Origin of the sequence: Nocardioides caricicola, assembly GCF_039541135.1 — a bacterium.
Lineage (GTDB): Bacteria > Actinomycetota > Actinomycetes > Propionibacteriales > Nocardioidaceae > Nocardioides > Nocardioides caricicola.
In genome coordinates this window covers 616,177-632,591 of record NZ_BAABFQ010000007.1, presented here as the reverse complement: position 1 = coordinate 632,591, position 16,415 = coordinate 616,177, and the positions used below count along the sequence as shown (strand labels likewise).

The window sequence follows — 16,415 nt, the reverse complement described above, 5'->3', positions numbered from 1 at the left end:
GGGGGTTTATGCTCTCCCGCGTGAGCCAGCTTGTCGAGACGCGGGAGACCGCGGCGCCCGCCACTGCCGGGGAGCTGCTCGACCTGGTGCGCACCGGTCGGGCGAGCACCCGCTCCCAGCTCCGCATGCTCACGGGCCTGTCCCGGACCGCGGTCACCGCCCGCGTCACCGCGCTGACGTCCGCCGGGCTGCTGCGCCTCGGCGAGGAACTCGCCTCCACCGGGGGCCGCCCGCCCGGCGCGCTGGTGTTCAACCAGGACGCCGGGGTCGTGCTCGCGGTCGCGATCGGCCGCTCGCGCAGCCAGCTGGCGGTCCTCGACCTCGACGGCCAGGAGATCTCCTCCGACTCGCGCGACCACGCGGTCGGCGTCGGCCCCGACGAGCTGCTGCCCGACGTCGTCCGGCGCCTCGGCGGGCTGCTCGACGGCGTCGCGCCGCCGGTGCTCGGCATCGGGCTCAGCCTGCCCGGCACCCTCGACCGCTCGCGCGGCATCAGCATCGGCTCCCCGGTGATGACCGGCTGGGACGGCGTCGAGCTGGCGCCCTACTTCGCCGGCCTCGCCGACGCGCCCTTGTTCGTCGGGAACGACGCCGACGTGCTCGCCCGCGCCGAGCTGCTCGGCGGGGCCAGCGGCCTCGACGACATGCTGGTCGTGAAGGCGTCGACCGGTCTCGGCCTCGGGATCGTCGCGGACGGCCGGGTGCTCAGCGGGCACCTCGGCGCCGCCGGCGAGATCGGCCACACGACGGTCGACGCCGCCGGTGAGCTGCCCTGCCGCTGCGGCGCCACCGGCTGCCTCGAGACGATCGCCGGCGGCTGGGCGCTGGTCGCGAAGCTCGAGGAGTCCGGACAGCCGGTCGGCCACGTGCGCGACCTGGTGTCCCTCGCGCTGCAGGGCGACTCGTTCGCCCGCGGCCTGCTGCGAGACAGCGGTCGCGAGCTCGGCGAGGTGCTCGCGGTCGCGATCAACCTGCTCAACCCCGGTGCGGTGGTGATCGGCGGCGACATGGCCGCGGCGTTCGACTTCTACGTCGCCGGCGTCCGCGAGAGCGTCTACCGCCGCTCCGCCCCGCTGGCCACCCGGGACCTGCAGTTCCTGCCCGCGACCCACGGCGACCGCGCGGGCGTCGTCGGGTGCGCCGCGCTCGCGCTCGACCACGTGCTCGCCCCGGTCGCCGTCGACGCCCGCCTCGCCGCCGCGTCCCTCTGACCCGAGGGCGTCGACGGCGCTACCTTGAGCGGCGTGACGCGCGTGCACGCCTTCTCCGACGACGCCCTGGGTGACCTCGACGCGGTGGGCCTGGTGGGCGCCATCCAGGACGGCCAGGTGTCGATCCCCGAGGTCGTCGAGGCGGCCATCGCCCGCGCCGAGCGGCTCCAGCCCGACCTCAACGCCGTGTCGTACGTCGCCTACGACCGGGCGCGGGCCGAGGCGCGCGATCCCCGCGGCGGGTTCTTCGCGGGCGTCCCGACGTTCGTCAAGGACAACGTCGAGGTTGCCGGGATGCCCACCCAGCAGGGGTGCGACGCCTACCGCGCCCGGCCCGTCCCGCGGGACGGAGACTTCGCGCGGATGTTCCTCGCCACCGGCCTGGTGCCGCTCGGCAAGAGCCAGCTCTCCGAGTTCGGCTTCAGTCCGTCCGCGGAGCACCCGCGGCTCGGCCCGGTCCGCTCGCCCTGGGACGCCGCGCGCACCGCCGGGGCGTCCTCGGCGGGCGCCGGCGCCCTCGTCGCGGCCGGCGCCGTACCGCTCGCGCACGGCAACGACGGCGGCGGCTCGATCCGGATCCCGGCCTCGGTCAACGGCCTGGTCGGCCTCAAGCCCACCCGGGACCGGCTGCCCCAGGACCGGATGAGCCGACAGATGCCGCTCCGCATCGTCGCCGACGGCGTGATCACCCGCTCCGTGCGCGACACCGCGGCGTTCCTCCGCGAGGCCGAGCACGTCTACCGAGCCCTGCGGCTCCCGCCGATCGGCGACGTCACCCGGCCGGGCCACAAGCGGCTGCGGGTCGCGGTCCACACCGCCGGCATCGGCCGGGCGGCGTCGCCCGAGGTCGCGGAGCTGACGCTCAAGACCGCCCGGCAGCTCGAGGAGCTCGGCCACCACGTCGAGCAGGTCGACCACCCGGCGCCGCCCACGATCCCCGAGGACTTCCTGCTCTACTGGTCGATGCTCGCGATGCTGGTCGTGCGCACCGGCCGCCAGCTCGGCCCCGGGTGGGACACCGCCCGTCTCGACAACCTCACCCTCGGCCTCGAGCGGCACTGCCGGCGGCGCATGCACCGGCTGCCCGGCGCGATCGCGCGGCTGCGGCGTACCGCCCGGGTCTCGGCGCAGTTCCACCAGACGTACGACGTCGCGCTCAGCCCGACGCTCGCGCACGAGACACCGCTGGTCGGCCACCTCGACCCGACCCTCGACTTCGACACCGTGATGGAGCGGATCCTGGCATGGGTGGCCTTCACGCCGTGGCAGAACGCCACCGGCGACCCGGCGATCTCGCTGCCGCTCGCGACGACCGCGGCGGGCCTCCCGCAGGGGATGATGTTCTCGGCCGGAGCCGGTCGCGAGGCGCTGCTGCTGGAGCTCGCCCACGAGCTCGAGGAGGCCTCTCCGTGGGCTTCGCTGAGCGGCTGAACCGGCCGATGCGGGGCCGATTTTTCGATCGCGCCGACCCCTGTATATAGTTCTCCGTCGTTGCCCCTTTAGCTCAGTCGGCAGAGCGTCTCCATGGTAAGGAGAAGGTCTACGGTTCGATTCCGTAAAGGGGCTCTGGGTAGGGATCTTGCGCTGGCCGTTAGTCTGGTCAGCGCAGTCGTGCCCTCGTGGCGGGGTAGCTCAGGTGGTTAGAGCACACGGCTCATAATCGTGGTGTCGCGGGTTCGAGTCCCGCCCCCGCTACTCACCACAGCGACACCGTACCGACAACCAAGGACTTCCCGTGGCCAGCAAGAGCTCCGACGTTCGCCCCAAGATCACTCTCGCCTGCGTGGAGTGCAAGGAGCGGAACTACATCACCAAGAAGAACCGCCGCAACGACCCCGATCGTCTCGAGCTGGCGAAGTTCTGCCCGCGGTGCCGCAAGCACCAGGCGCACCGCGAGACCCGCTGATCTGAGTCTTCGCACGTCCGGCCCGCCAGGTTCCCTGGCGGGCCGTTCTGCTTCCTCCTAGACCTCGCAGTCAGGTCCGGTCCACGACCGCACGCGCGAGACGTCCAACCGGATCAGCTGCGGTACGACGGGCCGCCCGCCGAGGTCCTGGTAGTGCCGGGTGCCGGCCTCGCTGACCACCCACAGCGTGTGCCGCCCGACCAGGTCCATGCCCTCGGCGCCCGGGACGAACCCGCGCCGACCCGGGCCGGACAGCACGCCGCAGCGGGTCACCGACTGCGCGAACCACGGCCGGTCGGACCACACCGCGCCCTGGGTCGCCCGCGGTGCGACCGTGTGGCCCTCGGTCAGCTCCTCGGTGATGTCGAGCGCGTCCGAGCCGACCAGCGCGTCCGGGTCCAGCCAGTCGACCTGCGCCCTGCGGTGCGGGTGCCACCGGCCGATGCCCAGCCGGCCGTCGTCGTCGAGCAGCGCGAACGAGCCGCGCAGCGGCGGCTGCAGGGCCCACGCCCGCTCGACCTCCAGCCCCTCGGGGTCGATCAGCCACAGCCGTCCGGTCTCGACCAGCCACAGGCCGTGCTCGTCGCGGACCAGCCCGCCGCCGTGGCGGCACCCCACGGGCGGCCGGTCGCCCACCTGCCCGGTCACCGGGTCCAGGGAGTCCGTCCGTCGCCCGGTGCGCAGGTCGACCTGCTCGACGCGGCAGTACCGGGACCCGACGCGGGCGTTGCCGTCGAACCCGCTCACCCACGCGGTGCGCCCCTCGACCACGAGTCCCTGCGGCACGAAGCCGCGCCCGGTGCGCAGCCACACACCCGCGCAGGCCGCGTGGTCGTTGGGGAAGCGGGCCAGCTCCTGGGTCGCCAGGTGCTGCGGCGGCCGGCCGCGCACCTCGTCGAACGACAGCGGGCCGCACCCCTCCGGGCGCGCCCGCGGCGTGGCGCCCTGAGGGTCGGCCGGCTCGGCCGTGCACCCGGTGGCCACGAGCACGACGACCAGCAGCCACCGGATAGGTTGGCGGCATGCCAGTCGACCAGTCCCTCGTCGGCCGTGTCTTCCCACCCACCCGACCCTATGCGGTCACCGAGGAGGGGATCGGCACCTTCGTCGCCGCCACCGGCGGTGCGTACGACGGCGGCCCCGCGCCGGCGACGTACCCGATCGTGCTGGCGTTCGACGCGATGAACGCGTTCCTCGAGGCCGAGCGGCTGGACCTGTACCGGATCGTGCACGGCGAGCAGAAGTTCGGCTACGAGCGCCCGGTCGTGCCCGGCGACGTGCTGACCGCGACGCTCACGGTCAGCAGCCTGCGCCAGATCGGCGGCAACGACATCATCGGCACCACCAGCGAGATCACCGATGAGTCCGGAGCCCTGGTCTGCTCGACCAGCGCCACCCTGGTGCACCGAGGCGGCGCCTGATGCTCGAGACGCAGACCTACACGATCACCCGTGCCGACCTGGTGGCCTACGCCGAGGCCAGCGGGGACCACAACCCGATCCACCAGGACGAGCAGGTCGCCCTGAGCGTCGGACTGCCCGGGGTGATCGCGCACGGCATGTACACGATGGCGCTCGCCGCCCGCGCGGTGGCGACGTGGTTCCCCGGCGCCGAGGTCGTCAGCCTCGGCTGCAAGTTCACCAACCCGGTCGTCGTGCCCGCCGAGGGCGGCGTCGACGTCGAGGTCGCCGGCGAAGCCGCGGAGGAGGACGGCCTGACGACGGTCAAGCTCACCGTGACGTGCGCCGGCCAGAAGGTGCTGGGGATGCCGAAGGCAGTCGTCCGTGCCTGAGCGGCTCGCCGACCACACCACGCTGCGGCTCGGCGGACCCGCCGACGAGTGGGTGACCGTGACGTCCGAGGCCGACCTCGCCGCCGCGCTCGACACCGACCGCTCCGTGCTGGTGCTCGGCGGCGGCAGCAACCTCGTCGTGGCCGACGACGGCTTCCACGGCCGGGTCGTCGAGATCGCCACCCGCGGCATCAGCCCGGACGTCGAGGACGGCGTCTCCTGCGGCGGGGTCATGGTGACCGTGGCCGCCGGCGAGAGCTGGGACGACTTCGTGGCCCTGGCCGTCGAGAAGGAGTGGTCCGGGATCGAGGCGCTGTCCGGCATCCCCGGCTCGGTCGGCGCCACCCCGATCCAGAACGTCGGCGCCTACGGCCAGGAGGTCAGCCAGACGATCGCCAGCGTGCGGGTCTGGGACCGCACGCTCCGCGGCGTCCGCACGTTCGCCAACGCCGACTGCGGCTTCGGCTACCGCACCTCCCGCTTCAAGGCCGACCCCGGGCGGCACGTCGTGCTGTCCGTGACGTTCCAGCTGCGCCAGGGCTCGCTCGGCGGTCCGGTGGGGTACGCCGAGCTCGCCCGGACGCTCGGCGTCGCGGTGGGGGAGCGGGCTCCGCTGGGCGACGTGCGCCGCGCCGTGCTCGCGCTGCGCGCAGGCAAGGGCATGGTGCTCGACCCGGCCGACCACGACACCTGGAGCGCCGGGTCCTTCTTCACCAACCCGATCGTCGCGGCCGACGCCGTACCGGACGGCGCGCCCGCGTGGCCGCAGCCCGACGGCACCGTGAAGACCAGCGCCGCCTGGCTCATCGAGCACGCCGGCTTCGCCAAGGGCCACGGCAACGAGCGGGTCGCGCTCTCGACCAAGCACACGCTGGCGCTCACCAACCGCGGCGGCGCGAGCACCGCCGACCTGCTCGCGCTGGCTCTCGAGGTCCGTGACGGCGTAGAGCTGGCGTTCGGCATCCGGCTCGAGAACGAGCCGGTCCTGGTGGGCTGCTCCCTCTAGTCGAGGGTGCTGGAGTCGAGGGTGACCACCCAGCCGATGAACAGCGCGAACGCGAGCACGCCGAGCACCAGCAGCACGGTGCCGATGATGCCCATCACCTTGCCGGCGAACGCCTGCTCACGACCGCTGTAGGCACCGGGGTTCGCGTCGATCTCGCGCACCGCCTTGCCGCCGATCGCCCAGGCGAACGGCGAGAGGATCAGCGTGAGCCCCCCGCAGAACAGCAGCCCGATCAGCCCGATCAGGCCGAGCGCCATCGCGGTCGTCGCCGAGTTGTGCGCCGGCGGCTGCGGGGTGAAGTTGTAGGCGTACGGCGGCTGCTGGCCGTAGGGCGGCTGGAACTGCTGCTGGAAGCCCTGCTGGAACCCGCCCGGCTGCTGCTGGTGCGGCTGCTGCGGGGGCTGCTCGCCGTACGGCGGCTGCTCCGGGTTGCTCATCTCGCGCTCCTCAGTAGGACGACTGGTCGTCGAAGCCACCGCTGGCCGCGACTGCGACGATGATGATCACCGCGATGATCGCGAGCACCAGGAAGACGGTGCCGATGATGCCGAGGATGAACCCGGCCTGCGCCATCCCGCGGCCGCCGAGCCGGCCCTCCGAGCGGTCGATCCGCTTCATCGAGATCCGGCCCATGATCAGCGCGGCGGGCGACCCGAGCAGCCCGACGCCGTACAGGCACGACAGCACCAGCGCCGCGATGCCGATGATCATCGAGGCGAGGCCGAGCCCTTCGGTCGGCGGGGCCGCCTGGTACGGCGGGTAGCCCGGCGGCTGCGGCGGGTAGCCCGAGGGCGGGTACGGCTGCTGCTGGTACGGGTTGTACGGCGGCTGCTGGGGCTGGCCGTACGGGTTTGCCGGCGGGGGCTGCTGGCCGTACGGGTTCGCCGGGGGAGGCTGCTGGCCGTACGGGTTCGGCGGCGGGGGCTGCTGGCCGTACGGGTTCGGCTGCTCGGGATCGGAGGAGCTCATGGGGCCATCGTGTCAGGCCTCGTGGTCCGGCGGTGCGGCCAGCCACGCGTCGATGTCCGCGAGGACCTCGCGCTTCAGGGTCTCGGGTGCCCGCGACGCCCGCACCGACATCCGGGCGAGCTCGGCCAGCTGCGCGTCGGTGAGCTCGTGCGCGGCGCGCATCGAGGCGTACTGACCGGCCAGCCGCGACCCGAACAGCAACGGGTCGTCGGCGCCGAGCGCGACCGTCGCGCCGGCGGCCAGCAGCTCCGGGAGCGGGACCGACGTCGGGTCGGAGTAGACGCCCAGGGCGACGTTCGAGACCGGGCACACCTCGAGCGCGACCCCGGCCTGGACGATCCGGTCGAGCAGGGCCGGGTCCTCCGCCGACCGCACGCCGTGGCCGAGCCGCTGGGCGTGCAGCGACTCCAGGCAGACCCGGATGTGCTCGGGGCCGCGCAGCTCGCCGCCGTGCGGCACCAGCGTCAGGCCGGCGTCCTCGGCGATCCGGAACGCGCCCGCGAAGTCCGTGGTGCTCCCGCGCCGCTCGTCGTTGGAGAGGCCGAAGCCGACCACGCCGCGGTCGGCGTACTGCCCGGCGAGCCGGGCCAGCGTGCGGGCGTCGAGCGGGTGGCGGGTGCGGTTCGCCGCGATCACCAGGGCGATGCCGAGGCCGGTCGCCGCCGACGCCTCCCGGACCGCGTCGAGCACGAGGTCGGTGAACGCCGTGATGCCGCCGAAGCGGGCGCCGTAGCCGCTCGGGTCGACCTGGATCTCCAGCCAGCGGCCGCCGTCGCGGACGTCGTCCTCCGCGGCCTCGCGGACCAGGCGGCGCACGTCGTTCTCGGTGCGCAGCACCGAGCGGGCGACGTCGTAGAGCCGCTGGAAGCGGAACCAGCCCTTCTCGTCGGCCGCCGAGAGCACCGGGGGCCAGTCCGCCACGAGCTGGTCGGGCAGCACGATGCCATCGCGGTCGGCGAGCTCGAGCAGCGTCGAGTGGCGCATCGACCCGGTGAAGTGCAGGTGGAGGTGCGCCTTCGGCAGCTCGTGGAGATCACGCAAGCAGGTGCTCCGCCGCCGCCAGCAGCACGCACGTGGCGACGGCCTCCATCGCGCCGGTCACCTCGGCGAGCGTCGGGAACGAGGGCGCCAGCCGGATGTTCGTGTCCTCCGGGTCGTTGCGGTACGGGAACGCCGAGCCGGCCGGGGTCAGCGCGACGCCGGCGCTCTTCGCCAGCTCGATCACGCGGGTCGCGGTGCCCGGCATCACGTCGAGGCTCACGAAGTAGCCGCCGCGCGGCTGGCTCCAGCTCGCGACGCCGAGCCCGCCCAGCCGCTCGGTGAGGATCCGCTCGACCTCGGCGAACTTCGGCGCCAGGAGGTCGCGGTGCTTGGCCATGTGCTCGCGCACCCCGTCGGGGGAGCCGAAGAACTCCAGGTGCCGCAGGTGGTTGACCTTGTCGGGGCCGATCGAGCCGAGGCCCAGGTTGTCGTGGAACCAGGTGATGGTCTCCCGCGAGCCGCCGACGAACGCGACGCCGGCGCCGGCGTAGGTGATCTTGGAGGTCGAGGCGAACAGCACCGGGCGGTGCGGGTTCCCCGCGACCGCGGCGAGCGACACGATGTCGGCGCTCTTGGTCTCCTCGGCCGACAGGTGGTGCAGCGCGTAGGCGTTGTCCCAGAAGATCTTGAAGTCAGGGGCCGCGGTCGGCATCGACGCGAGCCGCTCGGCGACCTCCTGGGAAGTCACCTGGCCGGTCGGGTTGGCGTAGGTCGGCACCAGCCACATGCCCTTGATCGTCGGGTCGTCCGCGACCAGCGCGGCGATCGCGTCGGCGTCCGGGCCGGTGTCGGTCATCGCGACCGGGACCATCTCGATGCCGAACCACTCCAGCAGCGTGAAGTGGCGGTCGTAGCCGGGCACGGGGCACACGAAACGCACCTTCTCCTCGGCACCCCAGGGGCGCTCGGAGTCCACCCCGCCCTTCAGCCAGAGGTAGGTCAGCACGTCCTTCATCAGCGTGAGGCTCGACGTGCCCTGCGCGGACAGCTGCGCGACCTCGAGGCCGAGCAGCTCGGCGAACATCTCGCGCAGCGCGGTGACGCCGGCCAGGCCGCCGTAGTTGCGCGCGTCGACGCCGTCGGGCGTCGTGGTCGTGGTCGGCAGCGTGAGCAGGCCGTCGGAGAGGTCGAGCTGCTCCGCGGACGGCTTGCCGCGCGTGAGGTCCAGCTTCAGGCCCGAGGCCACGAGGTCGTCGTACGCCGCCTGCTGGGTGTCGCGGAAGGACTCGAGGTCCGCGCGAGGAAGCTCCGACAACGGCTGGGACAGGGGCTGCGTGCTCACCCGCCCATCGTGTCAGAGAGACTGGGTCCCGAGTCCACGGGGTATCGGCTCTCGGAACCGGCTCTCGCAGGCGGTTTGGACGCAGCCTTCCTCGACCCCGTAGACTCCACCACTGGTGGATTTCCCACAGGCTCAGCCATGCCCTCGAAGGGCTCGGCGGCCCGTGTGTGGCCCACCTCGCGGGTCACTGCGAAGGGCACTAGCTCAACTGGCAGAGCATCGGTCTCCAAAACCGAAGGTTGGGGGTTCAAGTCCCTCGTGCCCTGCAAAGGGAATGCTGATGAGAACTGGTCGAACGGTCTAAGGGAGTAGGTGAAGGACATGTCGGACAGCAAGGCGGTCCGAGGGTCGCGAGGCGGGAACGCCGACAAGCGCACCAGCCTCCCGACGTTCTACCGGCAGGTGGTCGCGGAGCTGCGCAAGGTCGTCTACCCGACCCAGGAGCAGCTGGTCACCTACTTCATCGTGGTGATGGTGTTCGTGATCGCGATGATGGCGATCGTCGCGGCGATGGACCTGGGCTTCGGCCGGCTGGTCTTCGCGATCTTCACCGGCCCGTCCAACACGTGATTCCGGCTGCCGCCGGATGACCTGGATAACTGAGCAGCAAATCGACGTTGATGGAGCAGTACGTGTCTGAGCAGGAGTACGACTCGGTGGAGACCGACGAGACCGCGGTCGACCCGACCCTGGAGGACCAGTACGGCGAGCCCAACGACGGGCCCGACGTCGAGGAGGACCCGCGTCTGGACGCCGAGGTGACCGACGAGGACACCGACGCCGAGCTGGGTCTGGACGACCACACCGCCGCGGGCAGCTCCATCGAGCTCTCCCACGCCGAGGGTGACGAGGGCGACGAGGCCGTCTCGGGCGACGAGGACGAGGTCGACGAGAACGACCCGCTCGAGGCATTCCGCCGCGAGCTGTGGGCGAAGCCCGGCGACTGGTTCGTCGTGCACACCTACTCCGGCATGGAGAACCGGGTGAAGTCCAACCTCGAGAACCGCATCATCTCCCTCAACATGGAGGACTACATCCACGAGATCGTGGTCCCCACCGAGGAGGTCGCCGAGATCAAGAACGGCCAGCGCAAGATGGTGCGCCGGACCGTCCTTCCCGGCTACGTCCTGGTCCGCATGGACCTCACCGACGAGTCGTGGGCCGCGGTGCGGCACACCCCGTCGGTCACCGGCTTCGTCGGTCACAGCCACCAGCCGGTGCCGCTGTCGATGAGCGAGGTCGAGAACATGCTGGCGCCCGCCGTGGTCGCCCGCGCCGAGGCCGAGGCCGTGGCCGCCGGTGTCCCGTCCAGCTCGGGCGGCGCCGTCGCGAAGAAGCCGGTCGAGGTCGCCGACTTCGACGTCTCCGACTCGGTCATGGTCGTCGACGGCCCGTTCGCCACGCTCCACGCGACGATCACCGAGATCAACGCGGAGTCGCAGCGGGTCAAGGCGCTCGTCGAGATCTTCGGCCGCGAGACGCCGGTCGAGCTGTCGTTCAGCCAGATCCAGAAGGTTTGAGCCCCTGCCCAGAGCTTGCTCTGGGCAGGATCCGGCTCAAAGGTTGAGGGCGTCGACGCAGACCCGAGCGAAGCGAGGGGCTGCGTGACGTGTCTCGAAACCCAGGAGATCGCGAATTCGCTTTAGAGGCGAACCCGCAGCACAATAGACAGGTTGCCCGGCTCGCGAGCCGGGCGGCAGCAGCAGGTGGCAGGGGCCTCTCCGGGGGCCTCGTCATGACCACGAGACAGAAAGAGAAGCAGCATGCCTCCCAAGAAGAAGATCGCCGCACTGGTCAAGGTGCAGCTCCAGGCCGGCGCCGCGACGCCCGCCCCGCCGGTGGGTACCGCCCTCGGTCCGCACGGCGTGAACATCATGGAGTTCTGCAAGGCGTACAACGCGCAGACCGAGTCCATGCGCGGCAACGTGATCCCCGTCGAGATCACGATCTACGAGGACCGCTCGTTCACGTTCATCACCAAGACCCCGCCGGCCGCCGAGCTGATCAAGAAGGCCGCCGGCCTGCAGAAGGGTTCGGGTGTCCCGCACAAGGAGAAGGTCGGCAAGCTGACCAAGGACCAGGTGCGCGAGATCGCCCAGACCAAGCTCCCGGACCTCAACGCCAACGACATCGACGCCGCCATGAAGATCGTCGAGGGCACCGCCCGCTCGATGGGCGTCACGACCGACTGAAACGTGGGAGAGCCGCGCTGGCTCGCTAACCACATCTCCTGAAAGCAGAGGACCATCATGCAGCGCAGCAAGACCTACCGCGCGGCGGCCGACTCGTTCGACAAGGACGAGGTCTACGCCCCGCTGGCCGCGATCAAGATCGCGAAGACCACGAGCAAGAAGAAGTTCGACGAGACCGTGGACGTCGTCATGCGTCTCGGCGTCGACCCCCGCAAGGCCGACCAGATGGTGCGCGGCACCGTCAACCTGCCGCACGGCACCGGCAAGACCGCTCGCGTGCTCGTGTTCGCGAACGCCGACAAGGCCGAGGCCGCCCGTGAGGCCGGCGCCGACGTCGTCGGTGGCGACGAGCTGATCGAGAAGGTCAGCGGTGGCTGGCTCGACTTCGACGCCGTGGTCGCGACCCCGGACATGATGGGCAAGGTCGGCCGTCTCGGCCGCGTGCTCGGTCCGCGTGGCCTCATGCCGAACCCGAAGACCGGCACCGTGACGCCGGACGTGGCCAAGGCCGTGTCCGACATCAAGGGCGGCAAGATCGAGTTCCGGGTCGACCGGCACGCGAACCTGCACTTCATCATCGGCAAGGCCTCCTTCTCCGAGGTCCAGCTCGCGGAGAACTACGCCGCGGCGCTCGAGGAGGTGCTTCGTCTGAAGCCGTCCAGCTCCAAGGGCCGCTACATCAAGAAGATCAGCATCTCGACGACCATGGGCCCCGGCGTCCAGGTCGACCCGAACCGCACCCGCAACGTCGCGGTCGAGGACGAGGCCGCTCAGGCCTGATCCACGCTCCGAGCCGAGGCCCGTCACCGTGAGGTGGCGGGCCTTCGGCGTTCCACCCGGGAGGACGCTCTCGATTTGGCGGGTCCCGCTCGGCCGCGTAAGGTTCTCCACGAAACCAAAGACCGCCGGTTGTCTCGCTGCGAATGCAGCAGGACCGAAGGCTCCGTGGAAGCGGACGACCTGCGCAGGGGACAGAGCACGAAGTCACTTCACGCCCTGAGCCTGCGCTCGGGGCGTTCGTCTTTTCCGGGCCGGGACCGGTGGTCACCACCGAAAGGACACCCATGGCGCGGGCAGACAAGCAGGCGGCCGTCGCGGACATCGTTGAGTCGTTCAACGATTCCGCCGGTGCCGTGCTGACCGAGTACCGCGGTCTCACCGTGAAGCAGCTGCAGGATCTGCGGCGCTCCCTCGGTGCGAACGCCGACTACGCCGTGGTCAAGAACACGCTGGCCAAGATCGCCGCCAATGAGGCGGGCATCTCCGGCTTCGACGACCTGCTGACCGGCCCGACCGCCATCGCCTTCATCAACGGCGACGTGGTCGAGGCGGCCAAGGGTCTGCGTGACTTTGCCAAGGCGAACCCCACCCTGGTCATCAAGGGTGGCGTCCTGGACGGCAAGATCCTCGACGCGAAGGAGGTCGCCAAGCTGGCCGACCTCGAGTCGCGCGAGGTGCTCATGGGCAAGCTGGCCGGCGCGATGCTCGCGTCGCTCAGCCAGGCCGTCTACCTGCTCAACGCTCCTCTCGCCCAGGCCGCCCGTCTCGCGGGTGCGCTCCAGGCGAAGGCCGAGCAGGACCCCTCGATCCTCGCAGGTGGTGCTGGCCAGGCTTCGGCCGAGCCGGTCGCCGCTGACGAGGCTCCCGCCGAGGAGGAGGCTCCGACCGAGGAGCCCGCCGCCGAGGCCGCCTCTGACGAGGAGACCGCCGAGGCCTGAGGCCCCGGCGTACACACCACCTGAAACCCGGTCCGGCGGCGATCCCGCACCGGACCACCGAATGGAAGGAAACGCCACCATGGCGAAGCTCAGCACCGACGAGCTCCTCGACGCGTTCAAGGAGATGACGCTGATCGAGCTCAGCGAGTTCGTGAAGCAGTTCGAGGAGACCTTCGGCGTCACCGCCGCTGCCCCGGTTGCCGTTGCGGCTGCCCCGGCTGCGGGTGGCGCGGCGGGCGGCGACGCCGCTGCCGCGGGCGGCGACCAGGACGAGTTCGACGTCATCCTGGAGTCGGCCGGCGACAAGAAGATCAACGTCATCAAGGAGGTCCGCGCGCTGACCTCCCTCGGCCTCAAGGAGGCGAAGGAGCTGGTCGAGGCCGCTCCGAAGCCGATCCTCGAGAAGGTCGCGAAGGACGCTGCGGAGAAGGCCAAGGAGGCCCTCGAGGGCGCCGGCGCCACCGTCACCCTCAAGTGACGTCTTTCTGACGCACCTCTTCGACGAGGGGCGGTCCACCCGATCCGGGTGGGCCGCCCCTCGTTGCATGTCCCGGTCCAGACCCCCAGGTGTAACGGGCGTCTCACGGGGAAGGAAACCCGCGCGTAACTTCACGCCACCGGTCGCGTTGTTACCGGTCAGTGGGGGAGTGGGGAGTGTCAGGCGGGCCCGACCCGGGAATCGGAGCGCGCGGGGTGTCGTAGGAGGGACAGGCAGGTCATGGGCGTCGAGATCAAGGTCGAGAACCTCAGCAAGTCGTTCGGCAAGCAGCTGATCTGGGGCAACGTGAGCCTGACCGTCCCGGCCGGGGAGATCTGCGTGATGCTCGGTCCCTCCGGCACCGGCAAGTCGGTGTTCCTCAAGACGCTGATCGGCCTGCTCAAGCCCGACGAGGGCTCGATCATCATCGAGGGCACCGACATCGCGACCTGCTCCGAGAAGGATCTCTACGAGATCCGCAAGCTGTTCGGCGTGCTGTTCCAGGACGGCGCGATGTTCGGCTCCATGAACCTCTACGACAACGTCGCCTTCCCGCTGCGCGAGCACACCAAGAAGTCCGAGTCCGAGATCCGTGACATCGTCATGGAGAAGATGGACCTGGTCGGCCTCATCGGCGCCGAGGACAAGCTCCCCGGCGAGATCTCCGGTGGTATGCGCAAGCGTGCCGGCCTGGCCCGGGCCCTCGTGCTCGACCCCGAGATCGTGCTGTTCGACGAGCCGGACTCCGGCCTCGACCCCGTGCGCACGGCGTTCCTCAACCAGCTCATCGTCGACCTCAACGCCCAGATCGACGCGACCTTCCTCATCGTCACCCACGACATCAACACCGCCCGCACCGTGCCGGACAACATCGGGCTCCTCTACCACCGCCACCTCGCGATGTTCGGCCCCCGCGAGATGCTGCTCTCCTCGGAGGAGCCGGTGGTTCGCCAGTTCCTCAACGCCCAGCGCGTCGGCCCGATCGGCATGTCGGAGGAGAAGGACGCCGACGAGCTCGAGGCCGAGAAGGGGCAGGAGCTCCCGCCGCTCCCGCCGATCCCGCTGCAGCTCGACCCGTCGAACGGCATCGCGCGGCGCAGCCAGCGCCCGCCGGGCGAGTGGTGCCGCGAGAACGGCGTCACCCCGCCGCCGGGCTCGTTCGAGCAGAACATGACCATGGTGACCGGGGGCTGATCGCATGTCGTCCCTGACCGCGAGCCGCGCGCTCGCTCCGGTCGGGACCGCCGGCAACCTGTTCGCCTTCGGTCTCGACGTGGCGCGGAGCATGTTCCGGCGTCCGTTCCAGCTCCGGGAGTTCATCCAGCAGGCGTGGTTCATCGCCTCGGTCACGATCATCCCGACCGCGCTGGTGGCGATCCCGTTCGGTGCGGTGATCGCGCTCCAGGTCGGTGGTCTCATCAAGCAGTTCGGCGCCCAGTCGTTCACCGGCTCGGCCGCGGTGCTCGCGGTCGTCCGCGAGGCCGGGCCGATCGCCACCTCGCTGCTGATCGCCGGCGCGGCCGGCTCCGCGATCGCCGCGGACCTGGGCGCGCGCAAGATCCGCGAGGAGCTCGACGCGATGATGGTGCTGGGCATCGACCCCATCCAGCGCCTCGTCGTCCCCCGCGTGCTCGCCTGCATGCTCGTCGCGGTCTTCCTCAACGGCCTGGTCAGCGTCGTCGGCGTCGCCGGCGGCTACGTCTTCAACGTCGTCCTCCAAGACGGCACACCAGGGGCCTACCTGGCGAGCTTCACCGCGCTCGCCCAGCTGCCCGACCTGTGGCAGGGCATGCTCAAGGCCCTGGTGTTCGGCCTGATCGCCGCGGTCGTCGCGTGCTACAAGGGCATGAACGCCAAGGGCGGCCCCAAGGGCGTCGGCGACGCGGTGAACGAGTCCGTCGTCATCACGTTCATGCTCCTGTTCGTCGTCAACTTCGTGATGAGCGCGATCTACTTCCAGCTCGTCCCACCGAAGACGGGTTAGCGACGCCATGGCCAACATCCGCGCGGTGTACGACAAGCCCGCCCGTTTCCTCGACCGCCTCGGCGAAGAGCTCGCGTTCTACGTCAAGGCCCTGTCGTGGACCCCCCGCACGATCCGCCGGTACAAGAAGGAGGTCCTGCGGATCCTCGCCGAGGTCACCCTGGGCTCCGGCGCGCTCGCGGTCATCGGCGGCACCGTCGGCGTCATCACCGCGATGTGCTTCTTCACCGGCACCGAGGTCGGGCTGCAGGGCTACGCCGCGCTCAACCAGCTGGGGACCGCGGCGTTCTCGGGCTTCGTGTCCGCCTACTTCAACACCCGCGAGATCGCCCCGCTGGTCGCGGCGATCGCGCTCGCGGCGACGGTCGGATGCGGCTTCACCGCCCAGCTCGGCGCGATGCGGATCTCCGAGGAGATCGACGCGCTCGAGGTGATGGCGATCCCGTCGCTGCCGTTCCTCGTGACCACCCGGATCATCGGGGGCCTGATCGCGATCGTCCCGCTGTACGTCGTCGGTCTGCTCGCGTCGTACTTCGCGACCAGGCTCACCGTCACCCAGTTCTTCGGGCAGAGCGCGGGCACCTACGACCACTACTTCAACCAGTTCCTGCCGCCCGGCGACGTGCTCTGGTCCTTCGGCAAGGTCCTGGTGTTCGCGGTCGTCGTGATCCTGATCCACTGCTACCACGGCTACAACGCGTCGGGCGGCCCCGCCGGCGTGGGCGTCGCGGTCGGCCGCGCGGTCCGCACCAGCATCGTCGCCATCAACGTCATCGACCTGTTCCTGTCGATGGCCATCTGGGGCGCCACCACCACCGTCAGGTTGGGTGGGTGAG

At 70.8% G+C, this 16,415-nt stretch carries 20 protein-coding genes and 3 tRNA genes; 18 read left to right on the top strand and 5 right to left on the bottom strand.

The features are described 5' to 3' along the window. The first annotated feature begins 20 nt into the window (after positions 1–20). From ABD875_RS17190 to rpmG, 5 genes are all read left to right on the top strand, one after another. The gene (locus ABD875_RS17190; RefSeq protein ID WP_345180402.1) at positions 21–1,211 is read left to right on the top strand and encodes an ROK family protein; all 1,191 of its coding nucleotides are present in this window, start codon (positions 21–23) and stop codon (positions 1,209–1,211) included. 33 nt (positions 1,212–1,244) lie between these two features. After that, positions 1,245–2,642, top strand: coding sequence for an amidase (locus ABD875_RS17185; RefSeq protein WP_345180400.1), 1,398 nt, complete (start codon positions 1,245–1,247; stop codon positions 2,640–2,642). Positions 2,643–2,704: 62 nt separating this feature from the next. Next, positions 2,705–2,777: transfer RNA gene (locus ABD875_RS17180), tRNA-Thr, on the top strand. Positions 2,778–2,832: 55 nt separating this feature from the next. Beyond that, positions 2,833–2,906, top strand: a tRNA-Met gene (locus ABD875_RS17175). Positions 2,907–2,946: 40 nt separating this feature from the next. Continuing rightward, positions 2,947–3,117, top strand: a complete 171-nt coding sequence (rpmG, locus tag ABD875_RS17170) for a 50S ribosomal protein L33 (protein ID WP_017932999.1) — start codon at positions 2,947–2,949, stop codon at positions 3,115–3,117. A gap of 57 nt (positions 3,118–3,174) precedes the next feature. Here the strand turns inward: rpmG and ABD875_RS17165 are convergent, their stop codons facing one another. Beyond that, complete coding sequence (locus ABD875_RS17165; protein WP_345180397.1) at positions 3,175–4,107, bottom strand: hypothetical protein; 933 nt, start codon at positions 4,105–4,107, stop codon at positions 3,175–3,177. Positions 4,108–4,139: 32 nt separating this feature from the next. Between ABD875_RS17165 and ABD875_RS17160 the strand changes: the two genes are divergently transcribed. From ABD875_RS17160 to ABD875_RS17150, 3 genes are read left to right on the top strand one after another with little or no spacing between them, the layout of a single operon-like run. After that, positions 4,140–4,538, top strand: coding sequence for an FAS1-like dehydratase domain-containing protein (locus tag ABD875_RS17160; RefSeq protein WP_345180395.1), 399 nt, complete (start codon positions 4,140–4,142; stop codon positions 4,536–4,538). Then, on the top strand, positions 4,538–4,909 hold the full coding sequence (locus tag ABD875_RS17155) for a MaoC/PaaZ C-terminal domain-containing protein (RefSeq protein ID WP_345180393.1): 372 nt from the start codon (positions 4,538–4,540) through the stop codon (positions 4,907–4,909). The genes ABD875_RS17160 and ABD875_RS17155 overlap by 1 nt, the downstream gene beginning before the upstream one ends. After that, entirely contained in the window at positions 4,902–5,915 is a 1,014-nt protein-coding gene (locus tag ABD875_RS17150; protein ID WP_345180392.1) for a UDP-N-acetylmuramate dehydrogenase, read from the top strand. The genes ABD875_RS17155 and ABD875_RS17150 overlap by 8 nt, the downstream gene beginning before the upstream one ends. On the opposite strand, the gene ABD875_RS17145 is transcribed toward ABD875_RS17150, so the two are convergent. From ABD875_RS17145 to ABD875_RS17130, 4 genes are read right to left on the bottom strand one after another with little or no spacing between them, the layout of a single operon-like run. After that, on the bottom strand, positions 5,912–6,352 hold the full coding sequence (locus ABD875_RS17145) for a hypothetical protein (protein ID WP_345180390.1): 441 nt from the start codon (positions 6,350–6,352) through the stop codon (positions 5,912–5,914). The genes ABD875_RS17150 and ABD875_RS17145 overlap by 4 nt on opposite strands. Positions 6,353–6,362: 10 nt before the next feature. Further along, a complete protein-coding gene (locus ABD875_RS17140) occupies positions 6,363–6,884 on the bottom strand; it encodes a DUF4190 domain-containing protein (RefSeq protein WP_345180389.1) in 522 nt (173 codons plus the stop codon). 12 nt (positions 6,885–6,896) lie between these two features. Then, the gene (locus ABD875_RS17135; protein ID WP_345180387.1) at positions 6,897–7,925 is read right to left on the bottom strand and encodes an adenosine deaminase; all 1,029 of its coding nucleotides are present in this window, start codon (positions 7,923–7,925) and stop codon (positions 6,897–6,899) included. Beyond that, positions 7,918–9,192, bottom strand: a complete 1,275-nt coding sequence (locus ABD875_RS17130; RefSeq protein ID WP_379187955.1) for an aspartate aminotransferase type Ic — start codon at positions 9,190–9,192, stop codon at positions 7,918–7,920. The genes ABD875_RS17135 and ABD875_RS17130 overlap by 8 nt, the downstream gene beginning before the upstream one ends. 208 nt (positions 9,193–9,400) lie before the next feature. On the opposite strand from ABD875_RS17130, the gene ABD875_RS17125 reads away from it, so the two are divergent. The 10 genes from ABD875_RS17125 to ABD875_RS17080 all read left to right on the top strand — a co-directional run bounded on the left by ABD875_RS17125 (position 9,401) and on the right by ABD875_RS17080 (position 16,414). Beyond that, positions 9,401–9,473: transfer RNA gene (locus ABD875_RS17125), tRNA-Trp, on the top strand. Between the two features lie 55 nt (positions 9,474–9,528). Then, positions 9,529–9,777 (top strand): preprotein translocase subunit SecE, encoded by a 249-nt coding sequence (secE, locus tag ABD875_RS17120; protein ID WP_345180382.1) that lies wholly within the window; start codon positions 9,529–9,531, stop codon positions 9,775–9,777. A gap of 50 nt (positions 9,778–9,827) precedes the next feature. Further along, a complete protein-coding gene (gene nusG / locus ABD875_RS17115) occupies positions 9,828–10,727 on the top strand; it encodes a transcription termination/antitermination protein NusG (RefSeq protein ID WP_345180380.1) in 900 nt (299 codons plus the stop codon). A 243-nt stretch (positions 10,728–10,970) separates the two neighbouring features. Next, a complete protein-coding gene (rplK, locus tag ABD875_RS17110) occupies positions 10,971–11,399 on the top strand; it encodes a 50S ribosomal protein L11 (protein WP_028637305.1) in 429 nt (142 codons plus the stop codon). Between the two features lie 57 nt (positions 11,400–11,456). Then, positions 11,457–12,179 carry a 50S ribosomal protein L1 gene (rplA, locus tag ABD875_RS17105; protein WP_345180375.1) on the top strand — a complete coding sequence of 241 codons (723 nt, stop codon included), beginning with the start codon at positions 11,457–11,459 and terminating at the stop codon, positions 12,177–12,179. A gap of 284 nt (positions 12,180–12,463) precedes the next feature. Then, on the top strand, positions 12,464–13,117 hold the full coding sequence (rplJ, locus tag ABD875_RS17100) for a 50S ribosomal protein L10 (RefSeq protein ID WP_345180373.1): 654 nt from the start codon (positions 12,464–12,466) through the stop codon (positions 13,115–13,117). Positions 13,118–13,196: 79 nt separating this feature from the next. Next, complete coding sequence (gene rplL, locus ABD875_RS17095) at positions 13,197–13,595, top strand: 50S ribosomal protein L7/L12 (protein WP_345180370.1); 399 nt, start codon at positions 13,197–13,199, stop codon at positions 13,593–13,595. Positions 13,596–13,835: 240 nt separating this feature from the next. Next, entirely contained in the window at positions 13,836–14,789 is a 954-nt protein-coding gene (locus ABD875_RS17090; protein ID WP_345180367.1) for an ABC transporter ATP-binding protein, read from the top strand. A gap of 4 nt (positions 14,790–14,793) precedes the next feature. Further along, positions 14,794–15,579: an MlaE family ABC transporter permease gene (locus ABD875_RS17085; RefSeq protein ID WP_345180364.1), complete on the top strand. Its 786-nt coding sequence runs from the start codon at positions 14,794–14,796 to the stop codon at positions 15,577–15,579. A gap of 7 nt (positions 15,580–15,586) precedes the next feature. Then, positions 15,587–16,414 carry an MlaE family ABC transporter permease gene (locus tag ABD875_RS17080; protein ID WP_345180362.1) on the top strand — a complete coding sequence of 276 codons (828 nt, stop codon included), beginning with the start codon at positions 15,587–15,589 and terminating at the stop codon, positions 16,412–16,414. The last annotated feature ends 1 nt before the right edge of the window (position 16,415 follow it).